The sequence below is a fragment of the Catellatospora sichuanensis genome, assembly GCF_007483665.1.
Classification (GTDB): Bacteria; Actinomycetota; Actinomycetes; order Mycobacteriales; family Micromonosporaceae; genus Catellatospora; species Catellatospora sichuanensis.
The window spans coordinates 342857-363481 of sequence record NZ_ML660183.1 but is presented as its reverse complement, the minus strand read 5'-3'; the positions used below and the strand labels follow the sequence as shown (position 1 = coordinate 363481).

The window sequence follows — 20625 nt, the reverse complement described above, 5'->3', positions numbered from 1 at the left end:
ACCGCCACGGGCACAGTAGCGCTACTCTTGTCCTTCATGAATAACGGTAACGCAGTGGCCCGCGTTATCCAAGATCTGCGTGGGCTGGCCGGCGTCGCGGGCCCCGGTGCCCGGCTGCCGTCGGTGCGCGAGCTGACCGCCCGGCACCAGGCCTCACCGGTCACCGTCGCCGAGGCGATCCGGCAGCTGGTGGCACAGGGCGTGATCGACGCGCGGCCCGGCAAGGGGACCTTCGTGGCCGCCGCGCCGGACGATCCGGGGGTGCCCGACCTGTCCTGGCAGACCGTCGCGCTCGGCGCGCGCCCGCCCGGCGACGAGGAGATGCAGGCGCTGATGGCGTTACCGCCTGCCGGCGCCATCCCGCTGTCCGGCGGTTACCTCGACCCCGACCTGCAACCCGCCGCGGCGCTGGGGGCCGCGCTGACCCGCGCCGCCCGCCAGCCCGCGTCGTGGCAGCGCGGACACGTCGAGGGGCGCGAGGACCTGCGCGCCTGGTTCGCCCGCGAGGCCGGGGCCGGGCTGCGCGCCGACGACATGGTGATCTGCCCCGGCGGCCAGGCCGCGCTGTCCACGGCGCTGCGCGCGCTCACCGCCCCCGGCGACACCGTGCTCGTCGAGTCGCCCACCTACCTCGGCGCGCTGGCCGCGGCGCGGGCCGCCGGGCTGCGGGTGGTGCCGGTGCCCGCCGACACCGACGGCGTACGCCCCGACCAGCTCGCCGCCGCGTTCGCCCGCACCGGCGCCCGGCTGTTCTACTGCCAGCCCCTCTACGCCAACCCGCACGGCGCGACCCTGGCCGGACACCGCCGTGCCGAGGTCGCCGCGGCGGTGCGCGCCGCCGGGGCGTTCCTGCTGGAGGACGACTACGCCCGCGACCTCACCATCGACGGCGAGGCCCCGCCGCCGCTGGCCGCCGACGACCCCGACGGGCACATCGTCTACCTGCGCTCGCTGACCAAGGCGACCGCGCCCGGCCTGCGGGTGGCGGCCATCGGCGCACGCGGCCCCGCCGGCGCGCGGCTGCGGGCGGCCCGGCTGCTCGACGACTTCTTCGTGGCCGGCCCGATGCAACTGGCGGCCCTGGACTTCGTCACCTCCCCGGCCTGGGCCCGCCACCGCCGCACCCTGCGCTCGGCGCTGCGCGAACGCCGCGAGGCCCTGCTCGCCGCACTGCGCCGGCACCTGCCCGAGCTCGCCCCGCAAGCCGTCCCCCGTGGCGGCCTGCACCTCTGGGCCCGCCTACCCGAAGGCACCGACGACGTCGCGCTCGCCACCGCCGCGGCGTCCGAGGGCGTCATCGTCTTCCCCGGCCGCCCCTGGTACGCCGCCGAACCCCCCGCCCCCCACCTGCGCTTCACCTTCGCCGCCGCCCCACCCGCCCACCACGACGAAGCCATCACCCGCCTGGCCCGCGCCTTCAAGAAAGGAAGGGCACCTTCACATCGCTCCACGTAGAGGAAGGGCACCTTCTTAACCCGCGCCTACGGCTGAGCTGGGGGTTCAGGTCGGGTAAGGAGCGGGCGCCCGGTGCGCAAAAGGGGACGGCGGGGGTCGCGCCGCCCCCTGACGGCGCAACCTGGCCGTGGTCCGCCTCCTGGCCGGTGGCGGGCGGATGCGCCGGGTGCGGTGCGTCAGGTGGTGCGCAGCGACTGCAGGTCGGTGCGCACCCGCAGGGTCACGGCGGCCCCGAGCGCCACCAGCGCCACCAGCGCCAGACCGCCTGCGCTGACCGCGGCGACCTCGGCCCAGTCCGCCAGCCAGAAGACCTCATGGGCGGGGCCGTGCTCCGGTATGGCGGCGCACGCGGAGCCGTATTCGCATGGCGGGCGGAGCCGCTCGGCAGCCTCGATGTCGAAGAAGATCAGCCGCAGCATGATCGCACCGAGGAGGACCGCCGCCGGCATGGCGACCGACACCGGCAGCAGCGCCTGCCAGAGCAGGGCCCGTACCAGCACCCGGCGCCGCACCCCGCCGGCGGTGAGCGAGGCGAAGGCGCGCCTGCGCGCCGACACCGCCTCCAGCAGCGTGATGAGCACGCCCGCGGCGGCGATCGCGGCCGCCACCGGGATCGCCAGATTCAGCAGGTTCAGCGCGCTGAGATAGACCTGGGCGGTGGCGCTGCCCTCGTGGAAGACCCCGCCCGTGAGCGGGTTCACCGTCTCTCCGTACCGCCGCAGGACATCCATCTGTGTCGCGTAGTAGGCCCGCAGGCCGAGGGTGGCGCCAGCCGCGAGGGCGCAGACGACCAGCACCCCGATGGTTCGGCTGCCGCTCCACGGATCGGCGGTGAGGCGCCGGGCCGCCAGCAGCGCGGCAGGTCCGCGGGCGTGTCGGTGCAACAGCCGGCCCGCCCGATCACTGAGCCAGGCCATGCCGAGGACCAGGCCACCGGCCGCCGCGAGCCCGCCGCCGAGGAGCAGCAGCATCAGCACCGGCCACGGCAGCCGGCCGTCGGCGATCCGCAACACGACGTAGGCCGCCGGGCCGCACGGGATGAGCAGGAGCGGCCACGGCTTCGGCGCGGCGTGCCCGGCGGAGCGCACCTCGCCCAACGGCGAGTTGTGCAGGTTGCGCAGGAGCACCGCTGCGATCAGTGCGGACGCCGCCGGAAGTCCGATCAGGATGAGCGCGAGCAGCAAGGGCGACGGTCGTACGTCGGTGGGCAGCCACAGCCGACCGTTCGGGTCGCGCTGGTGCAGCAGCTCCTGCCCGAGCAGGAACGCGACCAGGCCGATGCCGGCGCCCAGCGCCGCTGCGGCGCCGGTCTCGGCCGCCGCGACCGCGGTGACCTGGCGCGGTGTCGCCCCGGCCAGGCGCAGCGCGGCGAGGCGGCGGTGCCGGGCGGGGGCGCCGATCCGGCCGGCCTGAGCGGCCAGCGCCAGCACCGGCACGCACACCACCAGCAGCAAGAACGCTGTCGCCTGGCGCCCGTCCGAGTAGTCGAACAGGATCACCTGATATCGATGGTCGAGGGAGCCGGTGGGAAGCAGGGTGGCCGCACCCAGCAGCATGCCCGTCGCCAGGGCCGCCGTGACGGCGGTGAGCACCACCCGCAACCGGTCGGTACGCGTACCCGCCAGCGCCAGCCGCAGCAGCAGCCACGGCCTCATGCGCCGACCCCCACTGCCACGCCCAGCCCGGTCGGGTCGACCTCGCCGTCGCGCAGCACGATCTCGCGCTCGGCGTACGCGGCGATGGTCGCGTCGTGGGTGACCACGACGACCGCGGTGCCGTGTTCCCGGGCGACCCGGCTGAGCAGCTTCATCACCAGCTCCCCGGCCAGGGAGTCCAGCGCCCCGGTGGGCTCGTCGGCGAACAGCACCGCGGGCTGGGTCACCATGGCGCGGGCCAGCGCGACCCGCTGCAGTTGGCCACCGGACAGCTGACCAGGGGTCTGCTCGGCGGCCTCCGCGACGCCGAGCCGGCCCAGCCAGGTCGCGGCCGCGGCGAGCGCCGCGCGGCGTGATCCGCCGCCGAGCATCAGCGGTAGTGCGACGTTTTCAGCGGAGGTGAGTTCGGAGATCAGGTGCCCGTGTTGGAGCAGCACGCCGAATCGGGTGCGGCGTAGTTCGCTGCGATAGGCCTCAGTGGTGTCGTCGATGCGTTCGCCGTGGAAATGAACCTGCCCGCCGTCCGGGCGGATGATGCCGGACAGGCAGTGCAGCAGGGTCGACTTGCCGCAGCCGCTGCGGCCGCGTACCGCGACGATCTCGCCCTCGTGCAGGTCGAGGTCGACGCCGCGCAGGGCGGGCTGGACGCCGAAGGTCTTGGTCAGGTCACGGGCGGTCAGAAGTGGGCTCATGATGCACCTCCCGGTGGAGGTCGGCGACGCGGTGCAGCGCGGTCTGCAGCCAGCGCAGGTCGGCGTCGAGGTGGGTGAGGGCGTAGTCGACGGCGATGAGGTCGCCGACGGTGAGGTCCTGCTCGGACTTGAGCCGGGTGAGCTCGCGCATCCGGCCGGTGTGGGCCTGCTGCTGTGCGCTGAGGTACGCGGTGGCGCGGGCGGTGTCGGCGACCAGTAGTGCGACGACGACTTTGCTGAGCAGGGCGCTGGTGACGTACGGGGCGGGCGCCTCGACGTCGCTCAGCCAGGTTTCGAGGGCGGCGCGGCCGTCGCCGGTGATGGCGAAGGAGGTGCGTTCCGGCCCGCCGGCCTGGTCCTGCCCGGACTGGGTGACGAGGCCGTCGCGTTCGAGCCGGCCCAGGGTGCTGTAGACCTGTCCGAACGCGAGCGGCTTGGCGCGGGGCAGGCGCTGGTCGTAGGCGTGTTTCAGCTCGTACCCGTGCATCGGTCTCCGCGCCAGCAGCCCCAGCAACACATAGGACGCTGACATGCGCACTACTATTCACTGGGTGAATAGTGGCCGTCAAGGGGCATCTTTCGATCCGGTGCGGGTCGTATCGCCGGGGATGTCCGCCCGCTTCCATGATCAAGCCGGGTGGCGCGGCGGCGGGGTGTGGCGGGAACGGGCGATTACGCTGCACAGCGTGTACTCCGTGCGGCAGGCGACGGCGACCGAGATGGCCGGCGTGCGCGCCGTCGCGAACCGCTTCGGCAACCTCGGCGGCTGGCCCGACCGCCCCGACTACCTCGACCGCGAACTCGCCAACGGCCGTCTGCTGGCCGGGCTCGCCGGGGACACCGTGGTGGGCTTCGGCGCGACCTTCGCCCGCGGCGGCCTGCTCCACCTGGCGGACCTGTTCGTGCTGCCCGAGCACCAGTCCTCGGGTCTGGGCCGGTCGCTGCTGGCGACACTGCTGCCGCGTGACGCGCCCCGGGTCACCTTCGCCTCGGCGGACCCACGGGCGCTCGCGCTCTACGTCCGGCAGGGCATGCGCCCGGTGAGCCCGCTGCTGTACCTGCGCGGCCCGCTCGCCGCGCTGCCCGACCGCGGGCTGCGGCCCAGCGCCGCGACGCCGGAGGCGGTCGCCGAGCTCGACGCGGACGCGTCCGGCGGCCGCCGCGCCGCCGACCTCGCCTGGTACGCCGGGCTGCCGGGGGTGAGCGGCTACCGGGTGGGCGACGGTTACGTGATGGTGCGGGAGACGGCGGGCGGGCTGCTCGTCGGACCGGCTGGTGGGCGTACGACCCGGGCCTGTGCGGACGCGGTGCTGGCCGTGCTGGTCCGGCACCGCTCGGCGGGCACCGCGAAACTGTGCGTGCTCGGCCCGAACCCGCTGCTGCCGCTGCTGCTGGAGGCCCGGTTCACCATCGCCGACCTGGACCAGTTCCTGTCCAGCGGCGGCGACCCGGTGGCCCTGGACCGCTACCTGCCCCACCCTGACCTCGGCTAGCCGGGCCTCACCCGGCCCGGACCGGGCCGGTGCGGGAGCTTTCCCCGGCACCGGCGGCTAGAGCAGCTTCACCGCGGTGCCGGTCATCACGCAGTGGGCGGCGTTGCCGCCGATCATGGTCTTGACGTCGACGATGCCGTCCGCGCCGAACCGGCCTGCCTGCTCGATGAGCGAGGCCACCAGCTGCTGGGTGCTGCCGCCGCCGATGGCGCCGAAGGCGCCCTGCGCGATGACCATGCCGCGCACCTCGAACGCGCGTCCGCCGAGGTCGGGAAGGGTGGACAGCAGCATGGCGGCTCCTTCGTCGGTGGCTGCTGCGAGCGTAGCCACCTCGCACACCGTCCACTTGACACTGACGCATCGTGTTGGGAGCGTTACGGCTGGTTCTGGGGAGGAGATCATGCTGTTTCTGGTGTTCGGGTCCGTGCTGGCGGTCTGGGGCATGTCGGTCGACAACGGCACGCTGACGACCGTCGGTTGGATCGCCTGGGCCGTCGGCATCATCGTGATCTGGGTGCGCTCGGCCGGCCGGTTCGGCATGCGCGCGATCATGACCCGGCGCATGCTGCGGGACATGGACCTCATGCGGGCCGCCGCGGAGAAGGGCGATCCGGTCGCGATGCGGGCGCTGGGCAGCATGCTCAAGGTGACCGGCGACTGGGACGGCGCCGAGCACTGGCTGAGCAGGTCGGCCTGGGCGGGCGACCGGGAGGCGATGTTCGACATGGGCCGCCTCGCCGACCAGCGCAACGGCCTCGCTGCCGCCGAGCAGTGGTTCCGTATGGCCTCCGAGGCCGGTCATCCGGTCGCCCGGATGATGTTCGTCGAGGGCGGCCTGTTCAACCGGGACGGCACATCCTGACCCGCACGGCCGAGGCGGCTCGGGCCGGGCGGTCAGACGTCGAGCTGGGAGTTGCGGACGGCTCGGGAGGCGTCGGAGCAGAGGAAGGCGACGGTCTCGGCGATGTCGGCGGGGGCGGTCCAGCCCTTGCGGTCGGAGTCGGGCATGTCGGCGCGGTTGGCCGGGGTGTCGATGACGCCCGGCTGGATCGTGTTGACGCGCACGCCGTCCTTGAAGTACTCGGCGTGCAGGGCACCGGCCAGGCCCAGCACCGCGGTCTTCGCGGTCAGGTAACCGGCCGCGCCGCTGAACGGCTTGCGCACGGCCTGGCTCGACACCAGCACGACCGCCCCGCCGCCCGCCTCGACCAGGTGCGGCAGCGTCGCCTGGCAGACCAGGTAGGCCGGGCGCAGATTCAGCCGCAGTTGCCGTTCGAACTCCTCGACGGGCGTCTCGTGCACCCGCCCGCCCATCGCGAACCCGCCGACGAGGTTCACCACGGCGCGCAGCGGCCGGTCGGGGTCGGTGGCGGCCTGCGCCGCGCACGCGCCCACCGCGGCGGCGTCGGTCAGATCCGCCTGCACCAGGACGAGCCCGTCCGCCCCTGCGGGCAGCCGCGACACCTCCTGCTCGGCCAACCACGGCACCACGACCCGCCAGCCCCGGTCCAGCAGCGCCGTCGTCACCGCCGCGCCGAGCCCGCCCGTGCCGCCGGTGACCAGTGCCGTCCCGCCCATACTCGCCCTCTCGCCACCCCGGTGATCTGCGCACCCCAGGCCCGCCGTCCAGGTTAGACGACACCAGCCGAAGGAAGGGCACCTTCTTTATCGCTGTTCTTCGGGAAGGGGCGCCTTCCCCGCCTGCGGAGCCGGGCCGTCATGCCGCTTCGGTGAGATGGGCGACGACGCGGCGGCTGAGTGCGTCGAGGGCGGCGATCTCCTCGTCGGTGAGCAGGTCGATCATGTGTTTGCGTACCGAGGCGACATGGTGGGGGGCGGCCTCCTCGATGGCCCGCAGCCCGGCCTCGGTGAGCACGATGATCGAGCCGCGGGCATCGCCCGCGCACTCCTCCCGGTCGACCAGCCCGCGCTGCTGCATGCGGGTGAGGTGGTGCGACAGCCGGCTCTTGGACCAGAGCATGGTCGTGGCGAGTTCGGTGAGCCGCAGTCGGTGTGGTGAGGTCTCCGACAGGTTGGACAGCACGTCGTAGTCGGCGTCGGACAGCCCGCTGTCAGCGGCCAGGTCGCGGGTGATCTGGAGATCGAGCAGGGCGCGCATGCGCCGGTAGCCGCGCCAGGCGCGGGCCTGCTTCTCGTCGAGCCAGCGGGGTTCGGTCACGAGGTCACCATACCCCTCTGTTGACATGTCACCAACACTTCCGCTAGGTTGGTGACACATCAACAAGCGATCGCTAGGAGCCCGACATGCCCCGCCTCAACGTCGTCGTCGCCTCGACCCGCCCCGGCCGGATCGGCCACGTCATCGGCGACTGGTTCACCGGCGTCGCCACCGTCCACGGCGGGTTCGACGTGCACGTGGTCGACCTCGCCGAGCTGAACCTGCCGTTCCACGACGAGCCCGGCCAGCCCGTCGACGGCGGGCCGTACGCCCACGAGCACACCCGGCGCTGGAGCGAGGCCACCGACGCCGCCGACGCGTTCGTGTTCGTCATGCCGGAGTACAACCGCGGCTACAGCGCGCCCCTGAAGAACGCGCTGGACTACCTGTACAACGAGTGGCACCACAAGCCCGCCGGCTTCGTCAGCTATGGCATGTCCTCGGCCGGTATGCGCGCGGTCGAGCAGCTCAAGCCGGTGCTGGGCGCGCTGCGTATGGTGCCGCTGGCCGAATCGGTCAACATCCACCTGCGCCAGGTCGTCGATGCCGACGGCGCGCTCGTGCCGAACCCGGCCATGCACTCCGCCGCGCAGGGCATGCTGGACGAGTTGCGGATGATGGCCGAGCTGATGTCGGCCGCACGCGTCGCGGCGTGAGCGGGCCGGGCGATGGCGGGACTGATCGGGCGGCCGGCGCCGTCCACGCGGAACGAGGTGCGGACATGAGCGAGCAGGACCGGCTGTGGCAGGTCATCGGCGGTACCGGCCGGGGTGTGCTGGCCACCGTCAAGCGCGACGGGCGGCCCCAGCTGTCCAACGTCGACTACCTGGCCGCCGACGGGGTGATCCGGTTCTCCAGCACGGCCGACCGGGCCAAGGTGCGCAACCTGCGCCGCGACCCGCGGGCCAGCTTCTACGTGACCACGTCCGGCGGTGGTGTGTACGCGGTCGCCGAGGGTGTGGCGGAGCTGTCCGCCACCGCGGCCGACCCGCACGACGCGGCGGTGGGGGAGCTGGTCGAGCTGTACCGGGAGATCCGTGGCGAGCATCCCGACTGGGACGAGTACCGGGCGGCCATGGTCGCCGACGGCCGGGTGGTCGTCCGCATCCACGTCGACCGCCTCTACGGCTGGCTCGGCTGACCCGGGCTATAGACGTCGGCCTATCACATCGAGAATTTTGAGATCAAACTCGATGTAATAGGCCGATGTCTATGGAAGATGCCGACGTCTATGAAAGATGGAGTGGTCGGCCGCCCGGGGAGGCCGCCGGATCCGCGGGCGGGGGCGGGCGGGGCGTGTCAGGCTGAGGGTATGGACGAGAAGCAGATCTTCGAGCGGATCGACTCCCTGGTCGCCGAGGAGCACGACCTGCGGACCAAGCGCGTTCAGGGCGCGATCGACCCCGAGACCGAGTCGGCCCGGCTGCGGTCGCTGGAGGAGACGCTCGACCAGTGCTGGGACCTGCTGCGCCGGCGTCGTGCGCTCAAGGACGCGGGGGAGAACCCGGACGACGCGAAGGCCGGCGACGTCAAGCAGGTCGAGGGCTACCTGCAGTAGAGACGAGATGAGGGTGGGCGCGGGGGACCTCCGCGCCCACCCTTGGCCGTGCCCGGCCGCCGCGTACGATGCCCGCGGCGGCCGGGCACGGCTCAGGCGACGGCCACCGGCTCCCCTTCGGAGTCGATGCCGCGCCGGGGCGAGTCCTCGTCGACGAAGTAGTCGTCGTGTTCGGTCCCGTCGGGCCCGTCGGTGACCTTGCCCGCGCGCAGCGCCAGCGTCGCCAGCGCCGCCACGACGAGGTTGACCAGCACCGCGACGAAGCCGACGTAGATGGTCGCCTTGGTGTCGAAGCCGAACTTCTCCAGCGGGAACGCCGAACCGGCGAAGTGCATCCGGCCGGTCGCCGGGTTGGCGATCTGGTACAGCATCCACATGCCCAGGCCCATGCCGGCCACCCAGCCGGCGATCAGCGCGCCCTTGTGGAACCAGCGGGTGAACAGGCCCAGGGCCACCGAGGGCAGCGTCTGCAGGATGATCACGCCGCCGATGAGCTGCAGGTCGATGGAGAACTGCGGGTCCAGCAGCACGATGCACAGCAGCGCGCCGACCTTCACCACCAGCGAGGCGACCTTGCTGACCTTGGCCTCCTGTGCCGGGCTGGCCTCGCGGTTCAGGTACTCCTTGTAGATGTTGCGGGTGAACAGGTTGGCCGCGGCGATCGACATGATCGCGGCGGGGACCAGCGCGCCGATGCCGATGGCGGCGAAGGCGACGCCCGCGAACCAGTCCGGGAACTGCTTGTCGAACAGCACCGGCACGATGGTGTTGGTGTCCACCGAGCCGGGGTTCGCGCCGGGCAGCGGCTTGACGCCCGCGGCGATCGCGGCGAAGCCGAGCATCGCAAGCAGGCCCAGCAGCAGCGAGTACGCGGGCAGCGCGGACATGTTCCGCTTGATCACGTCGCGGTTGCGGGAGGCGAGCACACCCGTGATCGAGTGCGGGTAGAGGAACAGTGCCAGCGCCGAGCCGAACGCCAGCGTGATGTACTGCAGCTGGTTGTTGGCGTTGAGCAGCAGCCCGTCACTGGCGGCGGGGCTGGCGTCGTACTTGGCCTGCGCCGCGTCGAAGATCGCGCCCCAGCCGCCGAGCTGCGAGGGCAGCCAGAACACCGCGACCAGGATGACGATGTAGATCAGCGTGTCCTTGACGAACGCGATCAGCGCGGGCGCGCGCAGCCCGGACTGGTAGGTGTACGCGGCGAGGATCGCGAACGCGATGATGATCGGTGCGTGCCTGGCCAGGGTGGACTCGCCGGTGACGCCCATCGTCTTGAGCACCGCCTCGATGCCGACCAGCTGCAGCGCGATGTAGGGCATCGTGGCGACGATGCCGGTGATCGCGACGATCAGTGCCAGCGTCGGGGAGCCGAAACGCACGCGTACGAAGTCGGCCGGGGTGACCAGGCCGTGCCGGTGCGACACCGACCACAACCGCACCAGGACCAGGAAGAACAGCGGGTAGATGATGATGGTGTACGGCACCGCGAAGAAGCCCATCGCCCCGGCGCCGAAGACCAGCGCCGGTACGGCGACGAAGGTGTACGCGGTGTAGAGGTCGCCGCCGACGAGGAACCAGGTGATCCACGAGCCGAAGTTGCGCCCGCCCAGGCCCCACTCGTCGAGATGCTCCATGTCGGTCGGCCGCCGCCATTTGGCTGCCACGAAGCCCAGCGCGCTCACGCCGACGAACAGCACCGCGAACACGATGATCTCGGTGAGATGATCACGCCACATGGTCAGCCCTTCCCGTTGCTGCGACGCTTGGTCATCCGGTAGACCAGGGTCGTGGTGGACACGCCGACCAGGATGTACGCCAGCTGCTGCCAGTAGAAGCGCGGGAAGCCGAGCAGGTCCGGACTGGACGAGTTGTAGAACGCGGTGATCAGCGGCAGCACGATCGGAACGATCAGCAGCCAGTTCCAGGGACTGTGATCGCGATCGCCGGGTCGCCGGTCGGGTGCGGGTTCACCCATGGCACGTGTCTCCTCGCACGAAGGGGGAAGGGGGAAGGGGGACGGATCAACGGTGCGGGGAGGATACGCAGCTCGCGCCATCGGACTTGCCGTTCGTCGCCCTGACACGCGCCGAACGGTGCCTGTGGTGCGCCGAACGGTTGGTGCCGCGCGGCCGAAGGGCCTGTCGGATCTGGATCACACTCGCGTCACCTGCGTGGTGTGAGCCGCGCCTCGGTTGGGTAGGGTCCTCGAATGCCCGCTGTGCCACCACGTGTCCTCGCTGACCGGTACCGGTTGCTCGAACCTCTCGGCCAGGGCGGGATGGGCGTGGTCTGGCTTGCCCGCGACGAGACCCTGCACCGCGACGTCGCGGTCAAGGAGGTCGTGCCCCCGGCCGGGCTCACCGAGGACGAACGCGCCGAGATGAACGCCCGCTCGCTGCGCGAGGCCCGCGCCATCGCCCGGCTCAGCCACCCCAACGTGGTGCGCATCTTCGACGTCGTCACCGTCGACGGTCGGCCGTGGATCGTGATGGAGTACCTGTCCGGCAAGTCGCTGGCCGCGCTGATGACCGAGCAGGGGCGGCTGGCCCCGGCCAAGGTCGCCGACATCGGGCTGGGCGTGCTCGCCGCGCTGCGGGCCGCGCACGGCGCGGGCATGCTGCACCGCGACGTCAAGCCCGGCAACGTCATGCTCGGCGAGGACGGCCGCGTCGTGCTCACCGACTTCGGCCTGGCCACGCTGCCCGGCGACCCCGCCGTGACGCGGACCGGGCTGATCCTCGGCTCACCGTCCTACATCTCGCCGGAGCGCGTCGAAGGCGGCGAGGTCGGGCCCGCCGCGGACCTGTGGTCGCTCGGCGCGACGCTCTACGCCGCGGTCGAGGGGCAGTCGCCCTACGCCCGTCCGAACGCGATGGCCACGCTCGCCGCGCTGGCCACCGAGGAACCGGCCCCGCCGCGCCTGGCCGGGCCGCTCAAGCCGCTGCTGGTGGGACTGCTGCGCAAGGACCCGCGCCAGCGCATGGGCGCGGCCGAGGCCGAGCAGGTGCTGCTGCGGGTGGCCGTCGGCCGCCGTGGCGGCGCGGGCTTCCTCGGTGGCGTACGCCCCGGCGTGGTGCCCGGCCAGCGGCGGACGACCCCGCCTCCGGCGCTTCCCGCGCGGGCCGGTGCCGCCGCAGCGGCCGCGTCCGAAGCCGAGCGGCCCGCCCGGACCCTGCCCGACCCGCAGCGGCCCGCCGAGCCGAAGACGCCCGCCGGTGCTCCGGCCGCAGCCGTGCAGCAGACCGCACTGCCCGTGGCCGCCGCGCGGGAGTCCGGTGCTGCCGAGTCCAAGGGGAAAGGCGCCCCGGCGGCGGTCGCCGTGCCCGGACAACGGGCCGGGACCGGCGCGGCCGATCGGGCGGTGGGCGCGGCCGCGGTGCCGAGCGCAGCCGGCGGAGCGCTCGTGGCACGACCCCGGAAAGGTCGCAGGCTGGCGATCGTCGCGGCGGCGGCCGTGGTGCTGGCCGTGATCGCGGTCGTGGTCGTGCCGCGCCTGGGTGGCAAGCCGCGCAACGACGCCGCGGTCGGCACGTCACCGTCGGCGAGCGCGAGCCTGTCGGCGGCGGCTTCGCCGAGCCCGCTGCCGTCGCCGTCGCCGAGCGGCCTGGTGCTGCCCGCCGGCTGGTACCTCTACCGGGACCGCACCGGCTTCGCGGTCGCCGTGCCGCGTTCGTGGACGGTCACCCGCAAAGGCACCATCGTGCGCTTCGAGGAGCCCGACGGCGGCCGGCTGCTGCTGATCGACCAGACCGACAAACCGAGGAAGGACCCGGTCGCGGACTGGACACGCCAGGAGGGCGACCGCCTCGCCGCGGGCCACTGGAACGACTACCGCAGGGTGCGCATCGTCAAGGTCGACTACTTCATCACCTGTGCGGACTGGGAGTTCACCTACCGCGGCAATTCCGGGCGGGTCCACGTGATCAACCGCGGCTTCGTGACCGGACCGAAGCAGGCGCACGCCATCTACTGGTCCACGCCGGAGTCCCAGTGGAAGGACAACCTCGACGAGTTCGCGCTGATCACGGCGAGCTTCCAGCCCATCGGTGGTGCGCCGAAGAGCTGACGCAGCGCGGCTGGTGGGTCTGCCGGATTGGGATCACGCTCGCCGGATGTCCTGCTTCAGGCACGATCTCCCATGTGGTTGCCGCATGCCGCGATCCGTTCCCGCGAGCTGCGGCGACCGACCTGCAGCACGCGTCGCCGGGTTGCCCGAAAAGCGGGGCCGCACCTACGATCCAAAGTGTACTCAGATCATGAGCCACCTAACGGGGAGATGGATCCAATGCGCTTGGTCACCGGGTTGCGAAAGAGGCTTTCTCTTGCCTCGAGCGCCCTCCTTGTCCTTGTGACGATTGTCGTGGTCGGCGGATCGGCGACGCCGGCCAGTGCCTCCTGCACGCATTCTTCTCGCGATGCGGGGTCCGCCCTGCTCTACGTGACCGGGACTGACGTGGCGGTTCGTAGCGGACCGCACACGTCTTGCGGCTTGAATTACCGCGCGCCCAACGGATTGATCATGAACGCGCATTGCTACGTCACCGGGGACACGGTGAAGAGCGGCGGCATCTCCTACACCACGTGGTCGCGAGTGTCCGTCTGGGGCGGCGGTCCGGGTGGCTGGATGTCGGACGCTTTCCTGGAGAACGGCGGCGCCCCCTACCGTTGCTGATCAGGTCCTGATCCTGTAGTCGTCATCTCGACCGGCCGGCCCCGCTCAGGGTGCCGGCCGGTCGAGTCTCCGGAGTGCCCGGAGGCGCGGGCGAACCTCGACGATTCCGGCACATTCCCCTGCAACGTCCAGCCGCAACCGCGCTGAGAACGGGTTTGCCCATTGATCATCAATGTGGGCATACTCCGCTGGTGACCGACGCATACACGTCCGCGGTGCTGCTGGTGGGGGACAGGGACGAGGAACTCGACGCGCTGCTCGACCGGGAATTGACCGCGTTCAACAATGCCGCCGTCGGCGTACACGAGCAGCGGGCGCTTTCGGCGAGGGTGACCGGCCCGGACGGCGCGGTGATCGCCGGGCTCACCGGCTGGACCTGGGGCACCAGCGCCGGGATCTCCATGGTGTGGGTGCACGCCGACCACCGCCGCGACGGCTGGGGAGGCCGGCTGCTGGCTGCGGCCGAGGACGAGGCACGTGCCCGCGGCTGCGACCGGATCAGCGTCTCGTCGTTCTCGTTCCAGGCACCCGAGTTCTACCGCCGCCACGGGTACGTCGCCACCGGGCGCACCGAGGGCTACCCCGGGGACGCGTCCGACGTGCACTTCTGGAAGCGCCTCGACGGGCCGACCATTGCGCCACGGCTGCGGCTGGTGGCGGTCGTCGACTATCCGTCCGGTCACGAGCAGGCCGTGCAGCGGTACGAGGACGACGTGCTCGCGCTGTTGCCCCGCCACGGCGGCCTGTTGGAGCAGCGGCTGCGCGGCCCTGAGGCCGAGGTGCACGTGATCTCGTTCGCCTCGCGCGCGGGCCTCGACGCCTACCTGGCCGACCCCGACCGCGCCAAGCTCCGCACCGAGATCGGCGACCTCGCCCCGAACGCCCGCGTGCTGACGGTCACCGAGATCTGAACGTGATACGTCAGGCCCGGTCGGCCTTGCCGGCCGCGTGGTGGTCGAGGCGGCAGCGGGCCTTGGCACGGCCCCCGTCCGTGATCGCGAGGTCGCCTGTGTAGCCGAAATCCTCCAGCTCTCCGCGTACCAGGTCGCGATGCCGGTCTCCGTTCACGTCGGCGATGTGGGCGGAGGCGCTCTGCCGGTCGGCTCCGCCTGCCACGGGCACATCTTCTCGCTCGGTCGGGTCGGCTGGCAGCTCCGAGGCATTCGTCATGTAGACAAAGATAGATCGCTCTGCTGATCGCGAGCCCTGGCGTCCCGCGGGGCCATGTCGTACCAGTCGCGCATCATGCGGTGACGGTCGCGGTGCGCGGGGAGGCGTCATGCAGGTGCACTTGGTGAGCAAACGGCGTGCTGCGGCGTCGATCGAGGCGGCGTACCCGGAGGCGGTGGTTGTCGACGTGACCTCGCGCGGGCCGCAGCCGTGGGTGCGGTTGAGCCCGTTCTTCCCCCACGGAGACATTCCGGTGCCGTTCACGCCCGGTGTGACCAGCCGGTCCGTGGAGGGCGTCTGGCAGGCGCTGAAGGTGTTCCTGCACGCCGATGTGGACCCGGGCAAGCTGACCGTCACCGCGATGCGCGGCCTCAAACGCACCACCGCCGCGTATGGTCTGCCGCTGGGCCATCGGCGAGGTCTGCACGGGACCGTCCTGCTCGGCTACGAGCACGCACGCCGCGAGATCTACCTGCCGACATACCGGCACCTGCTGGAGGGTCCGGCCGCCCCGGAGGTGGCGCAGTTGCGCGAACTGGCCGAGGGCGGCCAGGTGGTGCTGCTGGACTACACGCTCAACGGGGACCCGGCCGACCTGCGTACCTCGCTGTCGCACGCCGCGCTGCTGCGTCGCCACCTGCTCGGCGACTGGCCCTCGGAAATCCATGCGGATCCGGCCGACACCGCGGGTTAGCGTGCGGTGGTGTCGAAGTTCTTCCGGGACTGCATGCGGCTGATGCGCTCGCGCGACCCGCAGGAGATGGAGGACGGCTTCCATGATCTGCTGCCGCACGCGGCGGGGTACGTGCCTGAGCTGATCGCCGCCTTCGAGCGGGAGCAGGAGGACCACGGCCTGCGGTGCTGGCTGCTGGAACTGCTGGGCGGGGCGCGGTCGGAAGCGGCCCTGCCGGTGTTCCGGGAGCACCTCTACGGGGACGACACGTCGCTGCGGTTCTGGGCCGTCTCCGGGCTGCGGAATCTGGGCACCAGGCAGGCGCGGCGCGAGCTGTGGCAGGCACGCTGCAACGGCATCATCGACTGAACAATCAGTAGTCGCGCACTTGCATTAAGTAACCATCTCGGGCATGCCCAGTTGATCGGACAGGAGTAGCAGGTCCCCAGTCCGGGGCTCGAGGAGGTACACATGCGTCAGTGGGTCCGCAGGGTGGCTTCGGCCGCCGTGGTCAGCCTGTCGGCAGGAGTCGCGGGACTGTTCCTGCCCGTGCCCGCGCTGGCCGTCTCGCCCGACATCGTCATCAGCCAGGTGTACGGCGGTGGCGGCAACATCGGTGCGACGTACACCAACGACTTCATCGAGCTGTTCAATCGCGGGCCCGCCCAGGTCGACGTGAGCGGGTGGTCGGTCCAGTACGCCAGCGCCGGAGGCAACTCGTGGCAGACCACGCCGCTGACCGGGGTGATCATGCCCGGTGCGTACTACCTGGTCCAGCAGGCGCAGGGCAACGCGGGCACGACGCCGCTGCCCGCCCCGAACGTCGCCGACAACATTGCGATGAACGCGACCGCCGGCAAGGTCGCCCTGGTCACCAACCAGACCACGCTCACCTGCGGGACCGGCTGCGCCACGCTCGCCGGGGTGCGCGACTTCGTCGGTTACGGCCCTACGGCCTCGTCGTACGAGGGCGCCGGCCGGGCGCCGCTGCTGAGCAACAGCTCGGCCGCGCTGCGCGATGACGCCGGGGCCGCCGACACCGACGACAACAGCGTCGACTTCACCGTCGCAGCGCCCAACCCGCGTAACAGCCCACCGGTTGTCGGCGTGGCGGACCTCGTGGTGACGAAGAGCGATTCACCGGACCCGGTCACGGCGGGACAGCAGATCACGTACACCGTCACGGTGACCAACGAGGGTCCCGACGACGCGCAGGCCGTGGAGATGACAGACACCCTGCCGGCAGGCACCACGTTCGTGTCGGCCACCGTTTCTTCCGCCGGCTGGACGCTCGACACGCCAGCCGTGGGCAGCGGGGGAACGGTGACCGCGGACGCGGCGACCCTCGCCGACGGCGCGCAGGTCACGTTCACCATCACGGTGCTCGTAGCCGCGGGGGCGACCGGCACGATCACGAACACCGCCACCGCCGGCAGCGACTCGACCGACCCCGACAGCGACAACAACAGCGCCGCGACGACGACCACGGTGCGTCAGCCGTCGGCGAACCTGGCCATCACGAAGACCGACTTCCCGGACCCGGTCGTCCCGGGAGCGACGCTGACCTACACGATCTCGGTCGGCAACAGCGGACCCGACGCGGCGCAGTCCGTGGTCATGCGCGACGAGATCCCGGCGAACACGACGTTCGTGTCCTTCACCGCCGCGGCAGGCTGGGCGCTCGGCACGGTGCCACCGGTCGGCGGCACCGGCGAGGTCACCGCGACCAGGGCCGTCGTCGCGGCCGGGGATCCGGTCGCGGTGTTCACGCTGGTGGTGAAGGTCGACGCGACGGCCACCGGCCGCATCTCCAACCGCAGCAGCATCACCAGCGCCACGTCCGACCCGGACGTCATGAACAACACCGCCATCGCGGACACCGACATCGGCCCGACCACTCCGCTGTGCACCATCACCGGCACCGCGCGGACCGACATCATCAACGGCACGCTCGGCGACGACGTCATCTGCGGCCTCGGCGGCAACGACATCATCAACGGCAAGGGCGGCAACGACATCATCTACGGCGGCCCCGGCACCGACCTGCTCAGCGGTGGCAAGGGCGACGACATGGTGTACGGCGAAGCCGGCAACGACCTCATCAAGATCGATGACAAGGTGTCCGGCAACGACAACGCCGACGGCGGACCGGGTTTCGACCTGTGCAGCGCCGACCCGCTCGACGCGGTCCTGAGCTGCCCCTGATCCGGGGCACCTGATCGTGCTCTCGCACCGGAGCTCCGCCCGTGCCCACACGGGTGGAGCTCCGGTGTTTCAGCTCCGAGGTGACCTGCCACGACCCTCGGCGGTTTCAGCCGCAGCGGCATACGAGGGCGTGGCTCAAGGCCGGGGCGAGGCGCGTGTGCCTCACAACAGCGGCAGGTCCGGCAGCAGCGACGGCAGGATCGGCAGCAGGTCCGGCAGCAGTGGCGGCAGGCTCGGCAGGAGGCCACCGGCACCCGGCGTGGGGCTGGGCGCCGGCGCTTCGGTCGGTGCCGGGGTCGGTGCGGTCGTGCCGCCGGCCGGGCGCGGCAAGTTGCCGGGCGTCGGCGGCGCGGATGGCGTGCTCGGCGGTGCGGTGACCCCGGCGAAGGCGGCCAGCAGACGCATCAGCTCCGTGCGCAGCCGCTGGTGGTCCGACTTCTCGCGGACCTGTCCGAGCTGGTCCCAGGCCTGGCGGAGCAACTGCTCGGCGTCGCCGTGCCGCTGCTCCCGCAGGGCACGGTCAGCCCGCGCCAGCAGTTCCTCCGTCTCCTGCGCGGCGACACGGGAGTCGGCACGCTCGGTGTAGACGAGCTGCGTCACCGGCCACAGCGGGGTGCCGGGCCGCCCGGCCCCGGCCCCGACGACGACTCCGCCGCCGAGCACGGCGATCAGTAACGCTGCCGCGAGCAGCAGGCGTCCCGGACGCAGCCGCCCCCCTCGCACCGGTCGCGCCGCGCCGCCGCGGCGAGCGGACGGCCGCGAGGATCCCGGCGCGCCATGACGTCCCGTCGCGGGCTCGCCCGCGGTGACCACGTGGGTCGCGGCGACCGGGTGACCCGAGGCGGCGGGCCGCAGCATCGTCGCCGCCGGCTCCTCGAAGGAGTCCTCGTCCAGGTCGATCGCTTCGGCCAGGGCCGCCTGCTCGGCGATGTCGAGGGCGAGGGCGGGCGCGTACGGCGGTTCGGCGAGGTCGTCACGCCAGGCGGCCAGCATCCCGGCGAGCAGGTCGTCGGAGTGGGCGGCCCCGCCCAGGCCGAGCCCGTCCAGCAGCGCGTCGTCGCGGTCGAGCGTGCTCATGCGGGCCTCCGCTCCAGGGTCGGTTGCTGCGCGACGTCCTCGCGCAGGTCGTCGGCGAGCGCGCGTAGCCGGGCCAGTGCCCGGGACTGGGCGACGCGGACGGCTCCGGCCGACATGTTGAGGGAGACGCCGACCTCGTCGGCGGTGAGGCCGACCGCGACCCGCAACACGATGATCTCCCGTTGCGGGTCCGGGAGCAGGCTGAGCAGGCGGGCGAGGCGGCGGGCCTGGTCGTTCTCCAGCGCCTGCTGCTCCGGGCCGGGGGTGTCGTCGGGCTGGTCGAGCGGGTCGGCCTCGGTGCGCTGCGCCGGCACGGCGGCGGTCAGGTGCCGCATCGCTGCGCGCTGGGCGTCAGCGACCTTGCGGGCGGAGATGCCGTACACGAAGGCGGAGAACGGCACGCCCTGCTGCCGGTAGCGGGGCAGCGCCTGCAGCAGCGCGATGCAGACGTCCTGGGCCACGTCGTCGGCGGTGGTGTACGCACCGCCGACCGGCCCGAGTCGGGCCCGGCAGTAGCGGATCACGCCGGGGCGCACGTCGGCCAGCAGGGTGGCGGTGGCGTCGGCCTCGCCGCGGGTGGCGCGAGCCACGAGTTCGGTCTCCGACCAGGTCAAGGCGACGACACCTCCTCCCGGGTCCCCGACCGCCGCGCCGCACGTACGAGTACGTGCACCCTATCGGCCTGCGGCCGGACGCAGAAACCCGAGCCCGGACGATCACGCGAAATTCTCGTGTAACACCGCGCGCCCCGGCAGCGATATGTGAGGGCGGACTACGGAGGGAGCGCGGTGGGCGTCGAGGTGCGGGTCGAGGGGCTGACGAAGTCGTTCGGGCGTACGCCCGTGTGGTCGGACGTCTCCCTGACCCTGCCCGCGGGCGAGATCTCGGTGCTGCTCGGGCCCTCCGGCACGGGCAAGTCGGTGTTCCTGAAGACCCTGGTCGGGCTGCTGCGCCCGGACCGCGGCTCGATCTGGATCGAGGGCCGGGACCTGCCCGCGCTGCCCGAGCGGGAACTCTACGAGGTGCGCAAGCTGTTCGGGGTGCTGTTCCAGGACGGCGCGCTGTTCGGCTCGATGGACATCTACGACAACGTGGCGTTCCCGCTGCGCGAGCACACCCGCAAGACCGAGGCGGAGGTCCGCGCGATCGTCGCGGAGAAGCTGGACATGGTCGGCCTGACCGGCGCGGAGCGCAAGCTGCCGGGTGAGATCTCCGGGGGTATGCGCAAGCGGGCCGGGCTGGCCCGTGCGCTGGTGCTCGACCCGCAGATAGTGCTGTTCGACGAGCCCGACTCGGGCCTGGACCCGGTGCGCACGGCGTACCTGAACCAGCTGATCGTGGATCTGAACCAGCAGCTCGACGCGACGTTCCTGATCGTCACGCACGACATCAACACCGCCCGTACGGTGCCCGACAACATCGGGCTGATCTATCACGGGCACCTGGCCATGTTCGGGCCGCGGGAGATGCTGCTGTCGAGCACCGAGCCGGTGGTCCGGCAGTTCCTCAACGCCCAGCGGGTCGGCCCGATCGGGATGTCCGAGGAGAAGGACGCCGACGAGCTGGCCGCCGAGGCCGCGTCCGGCCAGCGCCTGGCCGCACTGCCGCCGATCCCGCTGCAGCTGCGCCCGTCGGACGACGGCCCGCGCCGGGCCGAGCGGATCCCCGGCCAGTGGTGTGCGGCCAACGGCGTGACACCGCCGCCGGGCTCGTTCCGCCCCGTCGCCGTGGAGGAGTGGGTATGAGCGAGCCCATCACGAGGACCTGTTCTCGTGCCGACGGAGAACGCGCTGGGC

24 protein-coding genes are annotated in these 20625 nt (G+C 72.0%); 13 read left to right on the top strand and 11 right to left on the bottom strand.

From position 1 onward, the window contains the following. Nucleotides 1-36: 36 nt before the first annotated feature. Nucleotides 37-1455, top strand: a complete 1419-nt coding sequence (locus tag FLL47_RS01620; RefSeq protein WP_144118582.1) for an aminotransferase-like domain-containing protein — start codon at nucleotides 37-39, stop codon at nucleotides 1453-1455. Between the two features lie 176 nt (nucleotides 1456-1631). Here the strand turns inward: FLL47_RS01620 and FLL47_RS01615 are convergent, their stop codons facing one another. The 3 genes from FLL47_RS01615 to FLL47_RS01605 are packed head-to-tail and all read right to left on the bottom strand — an operon-like array spanning nucleotide 1632 to nucleotide 4334. Then, on the bottom strand, nucleotides 1632-3110 hold the full coding sequence (locus FLL47_RS01615; RefSeq protein ID WP_144118581.1) for an FtsX-like permease family protein: 1479 nt from the start codon (nucleotides 3108-3110) through the stop codon (nucleotides 1632-1634). Beyond that, nucleotides 3107-3802: an ABC transporter ATP-binding protein gene (locus FLL47_RS01610; protein ID WP_144118580.1), complete on the bottom strand. Its 696-nt coding sequence runs from the start codon at nucleotides 3800-3802 to the stop codon at nucleotides 3107-3109. Before FLL47_RS01610 ends, FLL47_RS01615 begins: the two co-directional genes overlap by 4 nt. Next, on the bottom strand, nucleotides 3777-4334 hold the full coding sequence (locus FLL47_RS01605; protein WP_144118579.1) for a PadR family transcriptional regulator: 558 nt from the start codon (nucleotides 4332-4334) through the stop codon (nucleotides 3777-3779). The genes FLL47_RS01610 and FLL47_RS01605 overlap by 26 nt, the downstream gene beginning before the upstream one ends. Nucleotides 4335-4488: 154 nt before the next feature. Here FLL47_RS01605 and FLL47_RS01600 point away from each other — a divergent pair, with 154 nt between their 5' ends. Continuing rightward, entirely contained in the window at nucleotides 4489-5295 is an 807-nt protein-coding gene (locus FLL47_RS01600; RefSeq protein WP_186315513.1) for a GNAT family N-acetyltransferase, read from the top strand. A gap of 57 nt (nucleotides 5296-5352) precedes the next feature. Here the strand turns inward: FLL47_RS01600 and FLL47_RS01595 are convergent, their stop codons facing one another. Further along, nucleotides 5353-5625 (bottom strand): hypothetical protein, encoded by a 273-nt coding sequence (locus FLL47_RS01595; RefSeq protein ID WP_144118577.1) that lies wholly within the window; start codon nucleotides 5623-5625, stop codon nucleotides 5353-5355. Nucleotides 5626-5695: 70 nt separating this feature from the next. Between FLL47_RS01595 and FLL47_RS01590 the strand changes: the two genes are divergently transcribed. Next, nucleotides 5696-6157 (top strand): tetratricopeptide repeat protein, encoded by a 462-nt coding sequence (locus tag FLL47_RS01590; RefSeq protein WP_144118576.1) that lies wholly within the window; start codon nucleotides 5696-5698, stop codon nucleotides 6155-6157. A gap of 32 nt (nucleotides 6158-6189) precedes the next feature. Here the strand turns inward: FLL47_RS01590 and FLL47_RS01585 are convergent, their stop codons facing one another. Both FLL47_RS01585 and FLL47_RS01580 read right to left on the bottom strand, forming a co-directional pair. Next, entirely contained in the window at nucleotides 6190-6873 is a 684-nt protein-coding gene (locus FLL47_RS01585; protein WP_144118575.1) for an SDR family NAD(P)-dependent oxidoreductase, read from the bottom strand. A gap of 139 nt (nucleotides 6874-7012) precedes the next feature. Then, a complete protein-coding gene (locus tag FLL47_RS01580) occupies nucleotides 7013-7474 on the bottom strand; it encodes a MarR family winged helix-turn-helix transcriptional regulator (RefSeq protein ID WP_144118574.1) in 462 nt (153 codons plus the stop codon). A gap of 86 nt (nucleotides 7475-7560) precedes the next feature. Between FLL47_RS01580 and FLL47_RS01575 the strand changes: the two genes are divergently transcribed. The 3 genes from FLL47_RS01575 (at nucleotide 7561) to FLL47_RS01565 (ending at nucleotide 9032) form a co-directional block, all read left to right on the top strand. Continuing rightward, a complete protein-coding gene (locus FLL47_RS01575; RefSeq protein ID WP_144118573.1) occupies nucleotides 7561-8130 on the top strand; it encodes an NADPH-dependent FMN reductase in 570 nt (189 codons plus the stop codon). Nucleotides 8131-8195: 65 nt separating this feature from the next. Then, nucleotides 8196-8615 carry a PPOX class F420-dependent oxidoreductase gene (locus tag FLL47_RS01570; RefSeq protein WP_144118572.1) on the top strand — a complete coding sequence of 140 codons (420 nt, stop codon included), beginning with the start codon at nucleotides 8196-8198 and terminating at the stop codon, nucleotides 8613-8615. 171 nt (nucleotides 8616-8786) lie between these two features. After that, nucleotides 8787-9032, top strand: coding sequence for a DUF2630 family protein (locus FLL47_RS01565; protein WP_144118571.1), 246 nt, complete (start codon nucleotides 8787-8789; stop codon nucleotides 9030-9032). Between the two features lie 92 nt (nucleotides 9033-9124). Here FLL47_RS01565 and mctP read toward each other — a convergent pair whose 3' ends face one another. Both mctP and FLL47_RS01555 read right to left on the bottom strand, forming a co-directional pair. Next, entirely contained in the window at nucleotides 9125-10768 is a 1644-nt protein-coding gene (mctP, locus tag FLL47_RS01560; protein WP_144118570.1) for a monocarboxylate uptake permease MctP, read from the bottom strand. A gap of 2 nt (nucleotides 10769-10770) precedes the next feature. Beyond that, nucleotides 10771-11007 (bottom strand): DUF3311 domain-containing protein, encoded by a 237-nt coding sequence (locus tag FLL47_RS01555; RefSeq protein ID WP_144118569.1) that lies wholly within the window; start codon nucleotides 11005-11007, stop codon nucleotides 10771-10773. Between the two features lie 234 nt (nucleotides 11008-11241). Here FLL47_RS01555 and FLL47_RS01550 point away from each other — a divergent pair, with 234 nt between their 5' ends. The 3 genes from FLL47_RS01550 (at nucleotide 11242) to FLL47_RS01540 (ending at nucleotide 14615) form a co-directional block, all read left to right on the top strand. Further along, entirely contained in the window at nucleotides 11242-13098 is a 1857-nt protein-coding gene (locus tag FLL47_RS01550; RefSeq protein ID WP_144118568.1) for a serine/threonine-protein kinase, read from the top strand. 282 nt (nucleotides 13099-13380) lie between these two features. Further along, nucleotides 13381-13704, top strand: a complete 324-nt coding sequence (locus FLL47_RS01545) for an SH3 domain-containing protein (protein ID WP_144118567.1) — start codon at nucleotides 13381-13383, stop codon at nucleotides 13702-13704. A gap of 191 nt (nucleotides 13705-13895) precedes the next feature. Further along, nucleotides 13896-14615 (top strand): GNAT family N-acetyltransferase, encoded by a 720-nt coding sequence (locus FLL47_RS01540; protein ID WP_246157433.1) that lies wholly within the window; start codon nucleotides 13896-13898, stop codon nucleotides 14613-14615. 10 nt (nucleotides 14616-14625) lie between these two features. Here FLL47_RS01540 and FLL47_RS01535 read toward each other — a convergent pair whose 3' ends face one another. Next, nucleotides 14626-14874, bottom strand: coding sequence for a hypothetical protein (locus tag FLL47_RS01535; RefSeq protein ID WP_144118566.1), 249 nt, complete (start codon nucleotides 14872-14874; stop codon nucleotides 14626-14628). A 109-nt stretch (nucleotides 14875-14983) separates the two neighbouring features. Between FLL47_RS01535 and FLL47_RS01530 the strand changes: the two genes are divergently transcribed. From FLL47_RS01530 to FLL47_RS01520, 3 genes are all read left to right on the top strand, one after another. Then, nucleotides 14984-15568, top strand: a complete 585-nt coding sequence (locus FLL47_RS01530) for a DUF6939 family protein (protein ID WP_144118565.1) — start codon at nucleotides 14984-14986, stop codon at nucleotides 15566-15568. A 9-nt stretch (nucleotides 15569-15577) separates the two neighbouring features. Further along, on the top strand, nucleotides 15578-15916 hold the full coding sequence (locus FLL47_RS01525; protein WP_246157432.1) for a HEAT repeat domain-containing protein: 339 nt from the start codon (nucleotides 15578-15580) through the stop codon (nucleotides 15914-15916). Between the two features lie 102 nt (nucleotides 15917-16018). After that, nucleotides 16019-17752, top strand: a complete 1734-nt coding sequence (locus FLL47_RS01520) for a lamin tail domain-containing protein (protein ID WP_144118564.1) — start codon at nucleotides 16019-16021, stop codon at nucleotides 17750-17752. A 162-nt stretch (nucleotides 17753-17914) separates the two neighbouring features. Here FLL47_RS01520 and FLL47_RS01515 read toward each other — a convergent pair whose 3' ends face one another. Continuing rightward, a complete protein-coding gene (locus FLL47_RS01515; RefSeq protein WP_144118563.1) occupies nucleotides 17915-18829 on the bottom strand; it encodes a hypothetical protein in 915 nt (304 codons plus the stop codon). Then, a complete protein-coding gene (gene shbA, locus FLL47_RS01510; RefSeq protein ID WP_144118562.1) occupies nucleotides 18826-19443 on the bottom strand; it encodes an RNA polymerase sigma factor ShbA in 618 nt (205 codons plus the stop codon). Before shbA ends, FLL47_RS01515 begins: the two co-directional genes overlap by 4 nt. A 174-nt stretch (nucleotides 19444-19617) precedes the next feature. Here shbA and FLL47_RS01505 point away from each other — a divergent pair, with 174 nt between their 5' ends. Next, nucleotides 19618-20574 (top strand): ABC transporter ATP-binding protein, encoded by a 957-nt coding sequence (locus tag FLL47_RS01505; protein ID WP_144118561.1) that lies wholly within the window; start codon nucleotides 19618-19620, stop codon nucleotides 20572-20574. Nucleotides 20575-20625 lie beyond the last annotated feature (51 nt).